Origin of the sequence: Duodenibacillus massiliensis (assembly GCF_928721995.1) — a bacterium.
Lineage (GTDB): Bacteria > Pseudomonadota > Gammaproteobacteria > Burkholderiales > Burkholderiaceae_F > Duodenibacillus > Duodenibacillus massiliensis.
In genome coordinates this window covers 324,475-342,639 of sequence record NZ_OV788642.1, presented here as the reverse complement: position 1 = coordinate 342,639, position 18,165 = coordinate 324,475, and the positions used below count along the sequence as shown (strand labels likewise).

14 protein-coding genes are annotated in these 18,165 nt (G+C 57.7%); 9 read left to right on the top strand and 5 right to left on the bottom strand.

Going from position 1 to position 18,165, the window contains the following annotated elements:
* Positions 1–78: 78 nt before the first annotated feature.
* From bamA to lpxD, 3 genes are all read left to right on the top strand, one after another.
* Positions 79–2,379, top strand: a complete 2,301-nt coding sequence (bamA, locus tag NXF97_RS01545; protein WP_274956211.1) for an outer membrane protein assembly factor BamA — start codon at positions 79–81, stop codon at positions 2,377–2,379.
* Positions 2,380–2,511: 132 nt separating this feature from the next.
* A complete protein-coding gene (locus NXF97_RS01540; RefSeq protein ID WP_274956210.1) occupies positions 2,512–3,015 on the top strand; it encodes an OmpH family outer membrane protein in 504 nt (167 codons plus the stop codon).
* A gap of 90 nt (positions 3,016–3,105) precedes the next feature.
* Entirely contained in the window at positions 3,106–4,179 is a 1,074-nt protein-coding gene (gene lpxD / locus NXF97_RS01535; RefSeq protein ID WP_274956209.1) for a UDP-3-O-(3-hydroxymyristoyl)glucosamine N-acyltransferase, read from the top strand.
* Between the two features lie 76 nt (positions 4,180–4,255).
* Here the strand turns inward: lpxD and NXF97_RS01530 are convergent, their stop codons facing one another.
* Entirely contained in the window at positions 4,256–4,846 is a 591-nt protein-coding gene (locus NXF97_RS01530; RefSeq protein ID WP_274956208.1) for a thioredoxin fold domain-containing protein, read from the bottom strand.
* Between the two features lie 376 nt (positions 4,847–5,222).
* Here NXF97_RS01530 and NXF97_RS01525 point away from each other — a divergent pair, with 376 nt between their 5' ends.
* The 4 genes from NXF97_RS01525 to NXF97_RS01510 all read left to right on the top strand — a co-directional run bounded on the left by NXF97_RS01525 (position 5,223) and on the right by NXF97_RS01510 (position 10,422).
* Entirely contained in the window at positions 5,223–6,239 is a 1,017-nt protein-coding gene (locus tag NXF97_RS01525) for a LysR family transcriptional regulator (RefSeq protein ID WP_274956207.1), read from the top strand.
* Between the two features lie 105 nt (positions 6,240–6,344).
* Positions 6,345–7,460, top strand: a complete 1,116-nt coding sequence (locus NXF97_RS01520; RefSeq protein WP_274956206.1) for a porin — start codon at positions 6,345–6,347, stop codon at positions 7,458–7,460.
* Positions 7,461–7,532: 72 nt separating this feature from the next.
* Positions 7,533–8,918, top strand: a complete 1,386-nt coding sequence (gene dcuC, locus NXF97_RS01515; RefSeq protein WP_274956205.1) for a C4-dicarboxylate transporter DcuC — start codon at positions 7,533–7,535, stop codon at positions 8,916–8,918.
* 127 nt (positions 8,919–9,045) lie between these two features.
* Positions 9,046–10,422 (top strand): lyase family protein, encoded by a 1,377-nt coding sequence (locus NXF97_RS01510; protein ID WP_274956204.1) that lies wholly within the window; start codon positions 9,046–9,048, stop codon positions 10,420–10,422.
* A 182-nt stretch (positions 10,423–10,604) separates the two neighbouring features.
* Here NXF97_RS01510 and NXF97_RS01505 read toward each other — a convergent pair whose 3' ends face one another.
* Together NXF97_RS01505 and NXF97_RS01500 are read right to left on the bottom strand one after the other, a co-directional pair.
* Entirely contained in the window at positions 10,605–12,137 is a 1,533-nt protein-coding gene (locus NXF97_RS01505; RefSeq protein WP_274956203.1) for an alanine/glycine:cation symporter family protein, read from the bottom strand.
* Positions 12,138–12,264: 127 nt separating this feature from the next.
* Positions 12,265–13,911 (bottom strand): formate--tetrahydrofolate ligase, encoded by a 1,647-nt coding sequence (locus NXF97_RS01500; protein WP_274956202.1) that lies wholly within the window; start codon positions 13,909–13,911, stop codon positions 12,265–12,267.
* Between the two features lie 352 nt (positions 13,912–14,263).
* Between NXF97_RS01500 and NXF97_RS01495 the strand changes: the two genes are divergently transcribed.
* Positions 14,264–15,013: an electron transfer flavoprotein subunit beta/FixA family protein gene (locus NXF97_RS01495; RefSeq protein WP_274956201.1), complete on the top strand. Its 750-nt coding sequence runs from the start codon at positions 14,264–14,266 to the stop codon at positions 15,011–15,013.
* A gap of 18 nt (positions 15,014–15,031) precedes the next feature.
* Complete coding sequence (locus tag NXF97_RS01490; protein ID WP_274956200.1) at positions 15,032–15,973, top strand: electron transfer flavoprotein subunit alpha/FixB family protein; 942 nt, start codon at positions 15,032–15,034, stop codon at positions 15,971–15,973.
* Between the two features lie 431 nt (positions 15,974–16,404).
* On the opposite strand, the gene NXF97_RS01485 is transcribed toward NXF97_RS01490, so the two are convergent.
* Both NXF97_RS01485 and NXF97_RS01480 read right to left on the bottom strand, forming a co-directional pair.
* The gene (locus NXF97_RS01485) at positions 16,405–17,679 is read right to left on the bottom strand and encodes an ammonium transporter (RefSeq protein WP_274956714.1); all 1,275 of its coding nucleotides are present in this window, start codon (positions 17,677–17,679) and stop codon (positions 16,405–16,407) included.
* 30 nt (positions 17,680–17,709) lie between these two features.
* Positions 17,710–18,048: a P-II family nitrogen regulator gene (locus NXF97_RS01480; RefSeq protein WP_274956199.1), complete on the bottom strand. Its 339-nt coding sequence runs from the start codon at positions 18,046–18,048 to the stop codon at positions 17,710–17,712.
* Positions 18,049–18,165: the final 117 nt, after the last annotated feature.

Sequence of the window (18,165 nt, the reverse complement as noted above, 5' to 3'; positions counted from 1 at the left end):
CCACACGGTTTGCGGGCGCTTCTCCCGGCGTTTTTTCACGACAACGCCGGGCCTTGTTCCATTGAATAAAGAACATAAATGACGGAAAAGTTTTTCTTGCGCAGTGCCGCCGCTGCCGTGCTCGCGGCATTTGCCGTGTCTGCGGCCGCACAGGTGTTTACCATCCGCGACATCCGCGTTGAAGGGATTCAGCGAACCGAACCGGGTACGGTGTTTTCGCATCTGCCGTTTCGGGTGGGCGATGAATACACGCCGGAACGCGGTACCGAAGCCATTCATTCGCTTTACGGCTCCGGGCTTTTCCGTGACGTCTCGGTGGGTGCCGACGGCGACGTGATCGTGATCCGCATCACCGAGCGCCCGGCTGTCGCCTCCATTGAAACAAGCGGCATCAAGGCCTTTGATAAGGACGGCGTGGAAAAAAGCCTCCGTGACGTGGGCCTGGCTGAAGGCCGCATCTTTGACCAGTCCGTGCTTGACCGGGCCGATCAGGAAATGCGCCGTCAGTACCTCTCCAAGGGCTACTACGGCGTGCAGGTGAACACCACCACGACACCGTTGCCCCGCAACCGCGTGCGCGTCACGATGAATGTGGACGAGGGAAGCGCAAGTTCCATTAAGCAGATCCGTTTCGTCGGGAACAACTTGTTTGATGCCGATGAACTCATGGACCTGATGCAGCTCAGTGAGCACAAGTGGTCGAGCTGGTACACGCGGCGCGACCTTTATTCCCGCGAAAAGCTCGCAGCCGACCTTGAAACCCTGAGAAGCTTTTATCTGAACCAGGGTTACCTCGACTTTAAGATCGACAGCGTGCAGGTGTCGGTCGCGCCCAACAAGGCTGACGTCTTTATCACCATCAACATGACCGAGGGTGAGAAGTACACCGTGAGCGGCGTGAAGCTTGCGGGCGATATGCTGGGCCTGGAAAAAGAAATTGAGCCGCTTTTGACTTTTGAAACGGGTGAGACCTACAACGCCGAGAAGGTCAACAACATCAGCCAGGCGATTGTGGACAAGTTCTCGACGCTCGGCTACGCCTTCTGTACGGCCACACCCAACCCGGTGGCAAACGCTGAAAAAGACACCGTCGAAATCGTCTATACGATCGACCCGGGGCGCCGTGCCTACGTGCGCCACGTCAACATCACCGGCAACACCCGCACGCGTGACGACGTGATCCGCCGTGAAGTGCGTCAGTACGAATCGGCCTGGTTTGACAGCGACAAAGTAAAGCTCTCCCGCGACCGCATCGACCGTCTCGGCTACTTCGATTCGGTGACCGCCGAACCCAAGCCCGTGCAGGGCACGCGCGATCAGGTGGATCTTGACATTGCCGTGAAAGAACGTCCCACGGGTTCGATTTCTCTCGGTGCCGGTTATTCCACCAGCGACGGCATCATCTTGTCCGCGGGCTTTGCCCAGGACAACGTCTTCGGTTCCGGTAAGTCGACCTCCATTGAGGTGAATACTTCAAAGAGCCAGAGAACGTACGCCTTCAGCCTCACGGAACCCTACATCACGCCCGAAGGGATCAGCCGCAACTGGGATATCTACGACCGGCGTGTTGACCTCGATGAGCTCGATGTCTCCAACGTTGCCTACGAAACGATCGGCGCGGGCATCAGCTTTGGTGTTCCTGTGACCGAACTTGACCGCATCTTCGTCGGTACCCGCTGGGAAATGACGAAGGTTGATTTAAGAGGCGGCACGGACCCGTCGCCTAAGCGCTACTGGGACTATGTGGATCAGTACGGCGATAAGCCGCAGTCACTGCTTCTGACTTTAGGTTGGTCGCGCGACAGCCGAGACAATGTATTGGCCCCCACGCGCGGGCGCTATCAGCGCTTTAACGCGGAAGTGTCCTTGCCGGCCCTCGATACGCAGTACTACCGCGCGACCTATCAGATCACGCAGTACCTGCCGATCACGAACTTCTGGACGCTGGGTCTGAACATGCAGGCCGGTTACGGCGACAGCTACGGCAGCAAGCGCTATCCGTTCTTTAAGAACTTCTACGCGGGCGGCATCGGCTCGGTGCGAGGCTACGAAAGCTCAAGCCTGGGTCCGAAGGACACGAACGGCGACAACCTGGGCGGCAACCAGCAGCTTGTTTTCTCCGCGGAACTTCTGATGCCGCTGCCGGGGGCCGACAAGACCCTGCGCGGATTGATGTTCCTGGACGGCGGCAACGTCTGGGGCTACAGCGGAAGCGGCGAAACGAACTTTGCTCTGGATGACCTCCGTTACTCCTGGGGCTTTGGTATTGCCTGGATTTCGCCCCTGGGGCCCCTGAAGTTCTCGCTTGCCTTCCCGATCAACAAGAAGGACGGCGACAAAACGCAGCGCTTCCAGTTCCAGATCGGTACGGGCTTCTAAGAGTTTCTTCCGTCCGGGCGCACAACCTGCGTCCGGACAAATTCTTAAACAACCGGCCTGGTTTGACCCAGTCTCAGACGGGTTACAATCCGGCCTATCGGTTTTCTGACACGCATTACACAGGTTTGACTCATGTTTAAAAAGGGTTTGATCGCAGCGGCAGCCGCCGCGTTTCTCGCAACCGGCGCCATGGCCGCTGACTTCAAGGTGGGGGTGGTGAATCCCGGAAAGATCCTTGCGGAATCGGCGCCCGCCGTTGCCGCGCAGAATAAGCTCAAGAGCTACTTCAAGAGCCGTGAAGACGAATTAAACCGTCGCGTGCGCGCCTTTAAGGATAAGGCGGGCAAGTTTGAAAAAGACAGCGCCGTGATGACTGAGAGCGAACGCTTAAGCAAGCGCCGTGACCTCGCCGAAGAAGAACGCGAAATCACCCGCATGCAGCGCGCGCTTCTTGAAGAGCGCAACCAGCGCGCTCAGGAAGAAAGCCAGATTATTCTCTCGCGCGCCAACCGCATCATTCAGGATCTCGCCAAGAGCCAGAAGTACGACCTGATTCTTCAGGAAGCTGTCTGGGCGAGCCCCAAGGTTGACCTCACCGACGAAGTCATCAAGCGCCTCAACAAACCGGCGAAGTAATTCTCGAGCGTTTGTTCCCGCGGTGAGTTTCAGGGGAGATCCTCTGAACGCGCCGCGGTTTGTTTTTATCTGCCCGAAAAGGGGGTACATATGTCGTTTCCCGTTGCCGCACTGACGGCTGAAATTGAAAAGCGCTCCGCCAACCGTCTCGGCTGCCGTTTTTTGGGCGGCGCCGAAAAAGTGTGCGTTGAGCGTCTTGCCCCCCTGGATCACGCGGGTCCCGAGCACGTCGCGTTTCTTGCGCAGCCGCGTCTGAGGGATGCGGCGAAGGCAAGTCATGCGGGCGTCATTGTTTTAACGGAAGCCGACGTCAAGGCCATGTGGCCCGAAGGGGCGCCCGCCGACCGGCCGCTTATTGTCTGCACAAACCCCTACGCCTGGTTTGCCTGGGCTCTACAGGTGATGACAGAACCCAAGCGCCCCACAGGCTTTATTCACCCGAAGGCCGTGGTGGAAGAAGGCGCAAAGGTCTCTCCCGAGGCTGTCATCGAAGCGGGCGCCTACGTGGGCGCGGGCGCCGTGATCGGCGCGCGCACGCGGCTTTTTCCCGGGAGTTACGTGGGCGCCGGCACCACGGTGGGCGAGGACGCCATCCTGTACCCCAACGCCGTTGTTTACCACGGCTGCACAATCGGTAACCGCGTGATTTTGCATTCAGGCAGCGTGATCGGCGCCGACGGCTTCGGGTTTGCGCCGTTTGCGGGCGAATGGGTCAAAATCCCGCAGATCGGGGGCGTAACGATTGAAGACGACGTCGAAATCGGCGCCAATACCACGGTTGACCGCGGGGCCCTTGAAAATACGGTGATTGCCAAGGGCAGTAAGCTAGACAATCAGATTCAGATCGGCCACAACGGGCGCGTGGGAGAATACACCGTGATGGCGGCCTGCACGGGTGTTGCCGGTTCCACCACAATCGGCAGCCACTGCATGATCGGGGGCGCCGCTAACATCAACGGCCACATCGCCATCCCTGACGGCAGCGAAGTGGGTCCTGCCACCTCCATCATGCACTGGCAGGAAGGCGCAAAGCAGTTGATCGGCATTTTCCCCGCGCAGGAGCGTCGCGCCTTTGAGCGTACGGCCGTTCTCATGATGCGTCTCGGGGACATGCGTAAACGCATTCAGACGCTGGAAGCGGAAGTCGAAAAACTTTCAAAGTGATGTAAGAACGCGCAGCAACGCGCAACAAAAAGCCCCGGACCGCGAAATCCGGGGCTTCGCATTTCGGGCAAAAGTGTTACTTCAGTCCGAAGATCGCCTTGAGTTCCTCGGTCTTGAGGTTTTCATCAAGCGCAATGTACTCACCCTCGGGGTTCTTATAAACCCCGAAGGGCACCGCGCGGCACCCGGAGCGGCGGGCAAGCTTCGTGTTCGTCCACACCTTGTTTCTCACGTCCTCGGGGATCTTGGCGAGGTCATAGCGGAAACCCCGGAAACCGGCGTCCCGGAAGTGCAGGTGCTGCTCCATGAACTTTTCAGCCGGGTTCTTCGCAATCAGAATCGCTGCGCCCTGGGGGTCCGAATGGATGTTTAAAAACGCAATCGGGCACCAGACGAGGTTGATGTTGTCAAGAAGCGGCGCGATGTTGTCATAAAAGCGGATGCAGTCCGGGCACTGCGTGTCAAAGGTTACATAGGCCTTGGGGCTGCCCGGTTTATGCGGGAAAGAAAAGCCCGTGCCGTCTTTTTCAAAGGTCTCCCACATCTTTTTGCCGTCCCAGATCACCGGGACATTGGCGGGTTTTGCGGCGACAGCGCCGGGGAAAACCGCGGCCGCGGCGGCTGCAGCTGTCCCGAGGGCAAGCGTTCTGCGTGAAATCTCAGCCATGATTGCAATCTCCTCACATGTTTGTTTTCATTGTGTCGAACCTACCACGCGGATCACAATAGCAGGATTAGCCGTGAGTGGCACAGGTAAATTGATTTATCATGGAAAGAAATTTTGGCAACTAATGAAGTCTGCGTCTGGCTTGCGCGGCTTATATCCCCGCCCTGAACGACGGGGCTTTACGCCGCTGTTGGTAAAACAGAGGAGGAGAATCGATTCTCATCAGAAAATCTCATTGTTCGTCGTGCACAACGAATGACGAGGTCGCAGAAACGGATACCATTCAGGCATTCGGTTGGCTTTGACTTGGCTTGAGTGATGCAGGAGTGCCTGTGAGCACTGCCGAGCGAAGCATCATGACAAGGGTCAGGATATTATGGAACAAAGCGACGATCTCAGAAGATGGCGGCTCTTTGCAACGGTTGCAAAGACGGGAAGCATTTCTTCCGCATGCACCATTTTTCAGACCGATGCGGCAAATCTTAGCCGACAGTTGGCGCAGTTTGAGAAGTCGCTTGGAGCGGGGCCCTTGCTTGATCGTTCCGTGCGGCCTCTGGTACTCACGGAAAATGGAAAGGCGGCCTTCGAGTGCGCCTTGAAAATTCTTCAGCTGCGCGACGAACTGACGCAGAATCTCAAATGTGATCCGAATGCCCTGTCAGGAGTCGTGCGCGTGGGGCTGCCTCCGATGGTGCTTCGAGATCTGCTGACACCTTTTTTGGTGTCATTTTCTGAAGCCTATCCCGACATCGATCTGCGCGTGGACGAATATACGGCAGGCCTGCCGATAAATTTCGAAAACTGGCGGGGCGATCTTTTTGATCTCGTCGTGTCCTACGGGCCGAGTCCGTCGAATCACAATGCCGTTCAGATTCGCTATGGCCAGGGTTTGTTCCTCTCTTGCGCGTCGCCGTCTTATCTTCGCCGCTTTGGAATCCCGAAGACGCCGGAGGATCTCGCGGATCATGTCGGAATCGTAGTGGCGAACGGCTTGAGGCAGGCAGCGCCTGCGCTTGTGAAGGACGGACAGTCGGTTCCCATTCACTTCAAGCGTCTCATTCGCTTCAACTCAGCGTCCGCAGCAAAGACTGCCGTTTTGCTCGGATCGGGGATTCACGTCAATCTGCCTTCGCTTCATTGCTACCGCGATGTCAGGGACGGCACGCTCGTGCCGCTCTTGAGGGGGTGGGAGCAGCCGAGTCTTCCTCTCTATATATATTCGCGACCGGAATGCGTGAAACTTGCGCGTGTACGGCTTTTTGTTCGCCGTTTCAGGGAGGTGATGTTTGACTTCCATCATCAGTGTGCCGAAGTGCTTGATCCTTGGGTGACGGATGCATCCAAGGACATTCTACGTCCGGTTCCAGTGAACTCTGACGAAGCCATCCTGTAAAAAACGACAAGATCGTATTGTTCGTTCTGCTATTTTCATCAAGTTCTTCCGCCGACATAATGGCTGAGCCTCAGTAATTATCTGAGGCGGAAAAGGAGAATCTTTATGAAAAAGGCATTGATGGCTGCGGCGCTTTTCGCTGCGGTGACCTCGGCATCAGCAACGACCGTTTCCGTCTACGGCGTCATGGACATGGGCGTTTCGGTTTCCAAGAAGAGCGGCGCTACGGGCGACAATCGCTGGAACCTGCAGATGAAGTCCGGCATGCGCAACTCTTCCCGCTTCGGTCTGAAGGGGGTTGAGGACCTTGGCAACAACTACAAAGTTGGTTTTATTCTTGAAAGCCAGTTCCAGGGCGACTCGGGTGCGCTTCAGACGTCAGGCATTCTTTGGGAGCGCGAGTCGTCGCTTTGGGTCTCGGGCGATTTCGGCAAGGTGACCGCCGGCCGAGTCGGCTATCTCAAGGGCGTGGTGGGCTCGACGGCCCTTTTGAATTCCTACCGAGTGAATCCCTTCGGCTCGCAGATGAGCAATTTCGTGACCGGCTTCAAGGCGTACACGACCGGTACGTCCTGGTACTGCAACAACGGCATCGTCTATGAAACGCCGAACATGGCCGGGCTGAAGGGATACCTTCAGTATTCGAACGGCGTGTCGAGCGAAGGTGAAAAATACCACGACAAGGATCGCTATGCGGCCGCGGCCGTGCGCTATATGAGTGGTCCGCTGCTTTTGCAGATGATTGCTGATACGACGATGCGCGGTCATCAGGAGGCTCAGTTCAGCGGCGACAAGTATCGCGATGCCATGTCTCTTGGCGTTCAGGCGGCATATGACTTTCAGTTTGTGAAGGTCTTCGGCATGGTCGAAGGCTTCAAGGACAGCGCCCTGAATACGATAGGCCAGCATCTCAGCGGCGACGGCCAGCTCTATGACGGCGCGGGAGCAACTCTTGTAGCACAGTGGCCGGTCGGCAACGGCAAGATGAAGGTGGGCGGCGGCTTCCTTAAGGCTTCTACGGTTGACGGAACGCCTGCGGACAAAGACTATGACGTGACTCGTTTCGGCGTGAGCGTGGGCTATGACTACGTGCTTTCAAAGCGCACTCAGCTTTATGCGAACTACGGTTTCGCGCAGCAGAATCAGGAGAAGACCTCCGATGATACGGTGAAGCGCAACCGCGGCATGGAATTCACGGCCGGCATGGTTCACTACTTCTGATCTTCTTATCGCTTCGGCTGACCACCGGAGACGACAAGTCCCGGTGGTGACCATTTCGCAATGGATGCTGCTATGCAGACACTTCTTCCTTATCTGGCAATACTCGTCGTGATTCTCACGGGGTGGGGTATTGCCAAAAAGCTTCAGGTTACGACGCTTCTACTTTTCGCCGGGCTTGCTCTGAATCTGCTGGCCATTTTGGCCGGCGTTGACAACATTCTTCCGCGCGGCGCAAAGACCACGGGCTGGATCGGCTTCGATCTTTTTGAACTCTTGCGTGCGCTCTCTCGCTCGCAGATCGCCTCCACCGGCTTCATCATCCTGGTGGCGGGCGGCTTTGCCACCTACATGGACAAGATCGGTGCTACGAACAAGCTTGTTGCTCTCTGCACGAAGCCCTTGTCCAAGCTTTCCGCACCGTATGTGATTCTCGGTGCGGTGTTCCTTCTGGGACATTTCCTTGGCTTGGTGGTGACGTCCGCCGCCGGCCTCGGCACGCTGCTTGCGGTTTCCGTTTTTCCGCTCCTTTTGGGCGTGGGCGTAAGTGCCGTCGCAGCGTCGGCGGCAATCGCATCGGCGCTCGTCTTTTCCTATGCTCCGTCGAGTGCCATTGCCGTGCTGGCAGCCAAGACGGCAGGCGCCGAGCCGATGACTTATCTCATGCAGTACCAGATTCCTGTGGCTATCCCGGCTGTTCTGACGGTGCTTGTTCTGCATATTCTTGTTCAAAGGTATTTGGACAAGAAGGACATGGCTGAAGGCAAAATCGAGGCTTTTGATATGGCTGAAATCGAAGCCAAGAAGACGGCTTCCGCCGATACGCCCTGGTTCTATGCTCTGCTTCCGCTCGTGCCGCTGGTTCTGCTTTTCGTTTTCAACAAGATGGTTTACAAGACCATCGTTCTTGATGTTGGCACTGCCATGTTCATTGGTTGGGTCTTCGCAATTCTGGTTGATCTAGCAACGCGCCGCGATCTTGCCAAGGTGTTTACCGACGGTCATGCGATGTTCAAGGGCATGGGCAGCATGCTGACGAACGTCGTCGGCCTGATCTTTGTAGCGGCTCTGTTTGCCGACGGTCTCAAGAACACGGGGCTCGTTGCGCTTCTGATTGAAGGAGCGAAGTCTCTGGGCTTGGGCATGTCTGGCACGGGCTTGGTTGTTTCCGCCGTGATTGCCCTGGTGACGCTTCTGACGGGTTCCGGTGTTGCGTCCTTTACCGGGCTGGTTCCGATTGCGCCGTCCGTGGCCGCCGGTCTTGGCGGCGATCCGGTCGACCTCGCCATGATGATGCAGCTCGCAAGCGAAATGATGCGTCCCGTGTCGCCTGTAGCGGGCATCGTGATCATCATGGCGGGTTTTGCCAAGACAAGTCCTCTGGCGATTGTTCGCCGTACCTGGATTCCCTGCACGGGCGGCTTGATCGTCTCCCTTGCTGCAACGATTTTGATGATGTAAGGAGTTTGTGATGACGTTGGGTTTGATGTCCACCGGCGCCGCAGGTAAGGCTGAAGATCTGCTGCCATGGCCCGGAATTCCCGGACGGGACGAGTTCTTTTGGATTACGGAAGTCAACAAGGCGACCTTGCTTACGAATTTGGCCAAGGGCCTTCTCACAGAAGACCAGGCCGCGCAATTCGGTCGTGCCGTGAAGGCGGTAGCTGAAGAATGTGCTGCAGTCGGAAGCGCTCGCCCCAAGATGTACATTCGCTACGAGCCGCTGGTTGTCGCCAAGGCGGGGCTTGAGGCCACTCTGATGCATGCCGGCCGCAGCTCGCAGGACATTCATGCAACCTTCCAGCGCGCCATTCTGCGCGACGAGACGCTGAAGCTACTCACTGCCCTGGCGTCCGTTGTGACGGGACTTCTGAAGATGGCAGAAGAAAACCGCGATACGTTGATTCCTTGCTATACGAACGGGGTCGCCGCACAGCCTTCCAATATGGCGCATGTTCTGCTGGCTCATGCCCAGGCCTTCCTGCGCGACATGGAACGTTCGCTTGCCTGCTATCGCCGCCTGAATGAATCTCCGATGGGCGCGTGCGTTCTGAACGGCACGGGCTGGCCGCTTGACCGCGACGGAATGGCTGCGTATCTGGGCTTTGACAAGCCCGTGGCCAATACATTTGATGCCGGCCAGGTTGCCGGCACCGACGTGTGCGTGGATGCAGCGCTTGAGCTTGTGCATCCGATGCTCCATGTCGGCCAGTTCATTGCTGAACTGATGCAGCAGTATGCGCAGCCGCGTCCGTGGATTCTCGTTTCCGCCACCTATGCCTCCAGCGCCATGCCGCAGAAGCGCAATCCCGGTCCCCTGATCGACATTCGCCGCGATGCCGCGGTGGTGCTCTCCGAGCTCAATTCTGTCGTGATGCGCACGCACAATCTTCCCACCGGCATGTATGACGCGAAGGATGAAAAGCTCAACCGCGAAATCGTGGGTGATGCCTCCTCTGTCGTCGAACGGTTCGCTACCGTGCTCGGCATGCTTCGCATCGACAAGAAGCGCGCGCTGGAAGAGCTCAACCTCGACTGGACGGCCACTCAGGAACTCGCCGACGTTCTGATGCGCCGCTACGGGATTCCGTTCCGCGTGGGTCACGGCTTCGCGAGTCGCATGGTGACGGTCGGCCGTTCCGAAGGCTACACGCCGAAGACCTTCCCGATCGAGAAGGCCAGGGCCATCTATGCCGAGCTTTACGCAGAGCTCAAGCAGGACGTTCCTGAACTCCCGGCGGACTTCCCGCTTGACGAAGCCGGGCTTCGTGCGGTGCTCGATCCGGCTCACATCATTCTTGAGCGCGCCGTTGCCGGCGGTCCGCAGCCGGTGGAGCTCGAAAAACTGTTCAAGGCTGTAGAGAGCGAACTTAAGGAGCGCGAATCGAACGTAATGATGTTCAAGGGCAAGATCTCTGCTGCTCAGAAGAAGCTGAATGCCGATTTTGAGGCATTGATTGCCTAACGGGAGGTGCAAATGAAGATCTCGGAAACGGTTGAATTCCTTCATGAAGTCGGAGGTGTGACGATTCGTCTCATGCTTCAGCAGGCCGGCCGGGATCTTCTGGTTCTTTTGACGCCACCTTAATGCATCAGAAAAAACGGCCGGAAATGTATCCGGCCGTGAAAAGCGCAAAACCCGTGCGGTTAATCCTTGTTGTAGAACCTCTGAATAAAGGCTCGCACGCCCCGGGAGGCGGGCTGGTTTTCCACGCCTTCGGCCTGTTCGACCGCAAGGTTTTCTTCCGCGGTAGTGCCCTGCCAGTAATCGGCGTGGGCAATGCCGAGTTTCTCGGGGTGGAAAACGGGTTCCGTGATTCCGTTTTTAAGCTGCGTTTCGTAGTCTTTGAGCGTTAAAAACGCGGTGTTGTGCAGACGCAGAATTGCAAGGATGTTCACCCAGGCCATGAGCCCGATGCCGATATCGGCACAAAGCCACACGATGCTTGAGGGCTTGATCGTGCATACGCCCACCGAGAAGATGAGAATTGCGCGTTCGATATAAAGGAGCCACGGTTTTTTAAGCGTGCGGTTGATGTACTTGATGTTGGTTTCAGCCATGTAGGCGTAGGCAAGAATCGTCGTAAACGCAAAGAAAAAGAGCGCGCACGCGACAAAGGGAGAGCCGAAATCGGGCATCACCGAGTCAATGGCTTTCTGTGCGTAAACCGGGCCTGCTTCGATACCGGTGAGGCCTGAAAACAAGGGCTTGCCGTCGGGGTTTATGACGTTGTAGCAGCCGGAGGAAAGAATCATGAGGCCCGTGGCAGTGCACACAAACCACGTGTCGATGTAGACGGAAAACGCCTGAACTAGGCCCTGCTTTGCCGGGTGCGAGACGCTCGCCGCCGAAGACGCGTGGGGACCGGAACCCTGGCCCGCTTCATTGGAGTAAAGCCCGCGCTTTACGCCCCAGCTCACAGCGGTACCCACGATACCGCCGAAAATCGAATCCATGCCGAAGGCGGACGTGAAAATCAGATGAAAGACCGCGGGGATCTTGTCGACGTTATAAAAGACCGTGATCAGAGCCACAACGATGTAGGAAAGCGCCATAAAGGGCACCACCACCGTCGTAAAGCTCGCGATACGCTTTAAGCCGCCAAACACGATGAAGCACAGCAGTGAGCAGATCACCGCCGCCGAAATCGGGGTTTCAATCCCGAAGGCACTTTCCATTGCTGCGCCGATGGCGTTACTCTGAACGCCGGGGCAGAGGACGGCGGAGGCTAAAAGCGTAATGATTGCAAACACCCAGGCAAAGAATTTGCTTCGTGCACCGTGCTCAATATAAAAGGCGGGGCCGCCCGTGCATTCGCCGTTGATGCGCTCCTTGTAGATCTGGCCGAGCGTTGATTCCACAAAGGCACTGGAGGCGCCTAAAAACGCCACCACCCACATCCAGAAAAGGGCACCGGGGCCGCCGAAACAGATGGCGGTGGCAACGCCCGCGATGTTGCCGGTACCGACGCGCCCGGCAAGCGTCATCGAAAGCGCCTGAAAGGAGGAGACGCCGGAATTGTCGTTTTTGCGCTGAAACATGAGGCGCAGCATTTCGCCCACCATTCTCAGCTGCACAAACCGCGATCTCAGGGAAAAGTAGAGCCCGGTTCCTAGAAGGATATAAACGAGAAAGGGACTCCAGACAATCTCGTAAACCTGATTGGCAAACTCAGTCACAACAAAATTCTCCGCTGTATTTTTATTCGTTTTTTTATGAGGGCACCAAGGGCAGTGCCCTTAAAAGATCAAACGGCGAAAGTGCAAAGATACTGCGCTTTCGCCGTTTGTGCGTCAGGAATTAATGTTAGGCAAGGCCCGTGATTTTGCCGTCCTTCACATCAATCTGAAGCGCGGCCGGGACCTTGGGCAAACCCGGCATGCGCATGATGGAACCCGTCGTCACAACCACAAAGCCCGCACCGGCATTAAGAATGAGGCGCGCCACCGGCAGCGTAAAGCCCTTCGGGGCACCGAGCTTTTTGGGGTCCGCGGTAAGGGAGAAGGGGGTTTTGGCGATACAGACGGGGAGCTTGTCAAAACCAAGATCCGTGATGCGCTTTAAGTCCTTCTTGGCGGCATCTGACAGCGAGATGCCTGCCGCGCCGTAAACGCGCTCGGCCACCATCTTCGTCTTGGTGACGACGTCGGCGTCTTCGGGGTAGACGTAGTTAAGGGGTTTCGGATCTCCCTCACAGGCTGCAAGCACCTCGCGGGCGAGGTCCTCGGCACCCTTGCCGCCCAAAGCAAAACCGTCGGAAAGCGCAATCCGCACGCCCTTCGCCTTGGCGCAGTCAAAGAGCACCTTGAGTTCGGCTTCGTCGTCCCCGGCAAAGTGATTCACGGACACCACAACGGCGGGCCCGAAAGCCTTGAGGTTGTCGATGTGGGCTTCAAGGTTGCAGAGCCCCTGCTTTAAGGCCTCCATATTGGGTTTGCCGATTTCAGGCAGCGCCACACCTCCGTGCCAGTGCAGCGCGCGAAGGCTGGTGACAAGCACAGCAGCAGAAGGCGTCAGGCCCGCAGCCCGGCACTTGATGTCGTAGAACTTCTCGGCACCGAGGTCTGACCCGAAGCCCGCTTCCGTAATCGCAAATTCCCCCAGCGTGAGTGCGGCTTTCGTGGCCGCGACCGAGTTGCAGCCGTGGGCGATGTTGGCAAAGGGGCCGCCGTGCACGAAGGCGGGTGTGCCTTCCAGGGTCTGCACGAGGTTTGGTTTGACGGCTTCAAGCAGCAAGGCCATCAGCGCGCCCGTGGCACCGAGTTCCTTACAGGTATAGGCCGTGCCGTCACGCTTGATGCCCACAACGAGCCGGTCAATGCGTGCGCGCAGGTCTTCTTCGCCCGCAGCAAGGCAAATCACAGCCATCAGTTCGCTAGCCGCCGTGATGTCAAAACCGGTTTCGGTGGGGATGCCGTTGGCGGGACCGCCCAAGCCGTCAACAATGTTACGGAGCTGACGGTCGTTGACGTCCAAAACGCGCTTCCAGATCACTTCCTTGAGGTCTACCTGACCCTGGTGACGGGCGTTGTCAATCAAAGCGGCCAAAAGATTGTTTGCGGCCGTGATCGCGTGAAAGTCTCCGGTGAAATGCAGGTTGATTGATTCCATCGGCAGCACCTGCGAGTAGCCGCCGCCTGCGGCGCCGCCCTTCATGCCGAAGACGGGCCCAAGTGACGGTTCTCTGAGCGCCAAAACCGCTTTTTTGCCGAGACGGTTCATGCCCTGCGCGAGAGCAATCGAAGTCGTGGTCTTACCGGACCCGGCGGGCATCCCGGACGTTGCCGTCACGAGAATGAGTTTGCCCGCTGCCTTACGGCAGGGCTTGAGGGTTACCTTGGCCTTGTCGCGCCCGTAGGGTTCGAATTCGGCATCTTCAAGGCCCCATTCGTGCGCAAGATCATCGATGCGTTTGAGTTTGGCGGCCTGGGCAATTTCAATGTCAGACAGCATGTGCTGCTCCTTTAATAACAAAATAACGAAAAAACCGAAATCTTTTTGGACGCAACCGGACGCGGGCAGGGGGGCGCTTTGCAGACAGGCACGCGTGCGGGGTCAGAGTTAATTTTCTAAGTGTGCCATAGACTGCGCCGTTTGTCTGTAGAACTTTCGGGGTACAGTGCGTTTTGTGACGCAGTTTTGCGCCCGAAATCGTGCGTTTTGCCGAGGCGGGGCGGGCGTCGGCTTCGTATAATCGCGGACAGTTTGGAAAAAAGAAAGTGTGTTTTCTTTTTTCCGGTGCGTCCTGCCGGCCGAAGTGCCGCGCCCGACACACCCGAACCTCTTTTTTGCAGCGGAGTTCTCTGTGAAAGTATTAGTGACCGTCAAGCGCGTCGTGGACTACAACGTCAAGGTCCATGCCAAGGCCGATAAAAGCGGGCCCGATATTGAAGCGGCCAAGATGTCGATGAACCCCTTTGACGAAATCGCCGTGGAAGCCGCGGTGCGTCTGAAGGAAACGGGGGCTGCCGACGAAGTGGTGGCGCTTACCGTGGGGCCCGCCAAAGCCGTTGATCAGCTGCGCACCGCCATGGCAATGGGCGCAGACCGCGCAATCCACGTAACGCTTGAAGCCGCAGCGGACCCGGCTGCCGCAGCCCGCATCATTGCGGCGGTCGCAAAGAAAGAAGCGCCGGACCTGATTCTCATGGGTAAGCAGGCCATTGACGACGACAGCGCCCAGGCCCCGGCCATGGTGTCCGCCATCCTTAATCTCCCGTTTGCGGCCTGTGCCGACGCCCTGCGCGTTGAAAACGGTACGGCCTTTGTGCGCCGGGAAACCGACGAGGGACTCATGGAAGTCTCATCGGCGCTTCCCTGTGTGGTCTCCGCGGACTTGAGGCTTGCCGAACCCCGCTACGTGACGCTCCCCAACATGATGAAGGCCCGCAAAAAGCCCGTGGAAACGCTTGATGCGGCAAGCCTCGGCGTTGATCTCACGCCCTCTGTGACGGTCATTGAGGCCGAAGACCCGGCCGCCCGCGCTGCCGGTCAGATGCTCGCAAGCGTTGATGAACTGATCGACGTTCTCAAAAACAAAGCCAAGGTTCTTTAAGACGGACGGGAAACGAAAATGACAGTACTTGTGATTGCCGAACACGATAACGCCGGTCTTAAGGGCGCGACGCTTTCTTTGGTGGCGGCCGCCAAAAAGCTCTCGGGCACCGTGGACATCCTCGTTGCCGGTACGGGCTGCGGCGCTGCGGGCGAAGCCGCAGCGAAAGTTGCTGGCGTAACCAAGGTGCTCGTGACCGATGACGCCAAACTCGCGCACTTTGAAGCCGAAGCCCTCGGGCACGCCGTTGCCGCAGCGGTGAAAGCGGGCGGCTATACGCACGTTTTGTTTGCGGCCGGGAGCAGCGGCAAAGCCGCCATGCCCCGCGCGGCGGTGGAACTTGCGGCTCCCGCCGTTTCGGAAGTAACCGACGTGGTCTCGGCCGACACCTTCAGGCGCTTTATCTACGCGGGCGGAGTGCTCGCCACCGTGAAAGTGACGGGAAGCCCGGTTCTGATGACCGTGCGCCCGACCGCCTTTGAACCCGTTGCGTCTGAAGGCGGGTCGGCTGCGGTTCAATCTTTTGCCGTAACCTTTGACGGTATTCGTCAGTTTGACTTTGTGAACCTCACGCAGACTAAGAGCGACCGACCGGATTTGGTGAGCGCCAAGCGCATTGTGGCCGCGGGCCGCGGCGTTCTGGACGAAGCCGGTTTTGCGGCGGTTGAAAAACTTGCCGACGTTATCGGTGCTGCCGTGGGTTCCACCCGTGCACTCGTTGACCAGCAGATTGCGCCGAGCGAAACCCAGGTCGGCCAGACCGGTAAGATCGTGGCGCCCGAGCTTTACTTTGCCTTCGGGATTTCCGGCGCCATTCAGCACATCGCCGGCATGAAGGACTCCAAGGTCATCGTGGCTGTGAATAACGACGCGGAAGCGCCCATTTTTGAAATGTGCGACTACGGCCTTGTCGCGGACGCCAACACCGTTGTGAAGGAACTCACAGAAAAGCTCGCTTAAAGAGCTGACGCCCGGTGTTCTGAGACGGCTGTCGCGTTGGAGTAAATCCCTGCGGCAGCCGTTTTTTCCGCTTTGCTGGTTCGATTGGAAAAGACGACGGCAAGATCGGATTTGTAGGCTCTTACAAATCGTGGCAACGCGGTTTCCGGCTTCAAAATATTTGACGTGCCGAAAAGTCTTACCGCGGGCATGTTGCGGTCTGTTAATATCCAGAGTAAGGGCGGTCAGAGACGTCTGATCGTTTTGGGCTGGTCGAAAGCCCCGGGTCCACCTGTCGGCGGGGAAGTGCCCCGCCATTTTTGTGCCTGCCGCTTTTGCGTCTGTCTCCTTCGGGCATAAAAAACCTTTCCCGCCGCCAGTGCGTTCTTCAGAACGCACCCCCGCGGCAACGGGAAAGGGGAGTAAAAGCAAGCAGACGGTTGAAAACCGGATTAACCGAGACGTTCGCCCTGCTGCGTGAGGTCAAGACCCGTGAGTTCTTCCTCTGGCGTCACTCTGAGGCCGATCGTCTTGTCGATAATCTTGAGAATCACGGCGCTCACGATGCCACCGTAAAGCAGCGTCGCCACCACGCTTGCGGCCTGGATGCCGACCTGCGTCATCATCGGGGGAAGTTCAGAACCGGTGACGGCGCTCGTCGCAAAGACGCCGGTTAAAAGCGCACCCACAATACCGCCCACGCCGTGCACGCCGAACGCGTCGAGCGAATCATCGTAACCAAGCGCCCGCTTTAAGCTCGTCGCACCCCAGAAGCACACGCACCCGCCGATCAAGCCCATCACAAGCGCAGGCATCGGCTCCACAAAGCCGGAAGCCGGCGTAATCACAACGAGGCCGCCCACGGCGCCCGAGAGCATCCCCAAAAGTGAGGGCTTGCCGCGCGCAATCCATTCGCAGGCCATCCAGGCGCAGCCCGCAGCGGCTGCGGCAATCTGCGTCACAATCATCGCCATCACGGCGCGTTCGTTGGCAGCAAGGCCTGAGCCGCCGTTAAAGCCCATCCAGCCCACCCACAGAACCGAGGCGCCGATCATCGTAAGCGTCAGGTTATAGGGGCTCATCGCTTCACGACCGTATCCCAGGCGCTTACCGATCATGATGCAGGCCACAAGCCCCGCAATACCGGCGTTGATGTGCACCACGGTGCCGCCTGCGTAATCGAGCGCTCCCATATCAAAGAAAAAGCCCCCGGCGCACCACACCCAGTGGCAGATCGGCGCGTAAACGAGAACGGACCACACGACCATGAAGATAAGCATCGCGGAAAACTTCATGCGGCCCGCAAAGGCGCCGGTAATAAGCGCCCCGGTGAGCACCGCAAAGGTCATCTGGAAAAAGACAAAAAGAAGCGTCGGAATGGACCCTGTCATGCTCTTAATGTCAATGCCCCTCAAAAAGGCCTGAGAGAAGTTGCCGATCCAGGGGTTGCCTTCGGTAAATGCCAGTGAGTATCCGACCACCACCCAGACCACCGACAGGGCGCAGCAGATGACGGAGGACTGCGCCAGAATCGAAAGAATGTTCTTTTTACGGGCCATGCCGCCGTAAAAAAGGGCAATCCCCGGAATCGTCATAAAAAGAACGAGAATCGTCGCAACGAGCATCCAGGCGACGTCGGCCTTATCAAGTGCCGGAGATGCCGCAAAGGCGCCTTCGCACGTCCCTGCAAGCACTGCCGCGGCCGCAGCGTATTTTCCCCGCATCATCATTTTCATTGTCTCCCAGTGGTTTGTTTCTTAAACAGCAGCGGCATCGGTTTCACCGGTGCGGATCCGCACGGCTGAGGCAAGATCCATTACAAAGACCTTGCCGTCACCGATCTTTCCGGTGTAGGCGCTTTTGACGATTGCTTCGACGGCGCTTTCGGCGACCGCGTCGTCAACGGCCACTTCGACCTTCACCTTGGGCAGAAAGTCCACAACGTATTCGGCACCGCGGTAGAGCTCGGTGTGGCCCTTCTGGCGCCCGAAGCCCTTGACTTCGGTGACGGTCATGCCGGAAACCCCGAGGTCGGAGAGGGCTTCACGGACTTCGTCGAGTTTGAAAGGCTTGACGACGGCAATGATGTACTTCATGGCAAATTCCCTGTTGGTTGTTTTTCTCTGAAGAACGGTTGTTCTTCTTCTGCGGGAATTAATGCAAAAAGCGTGCCAAAACGCGAAAACGCGCGGTTTCTGAAGAAGCGTGCGGAT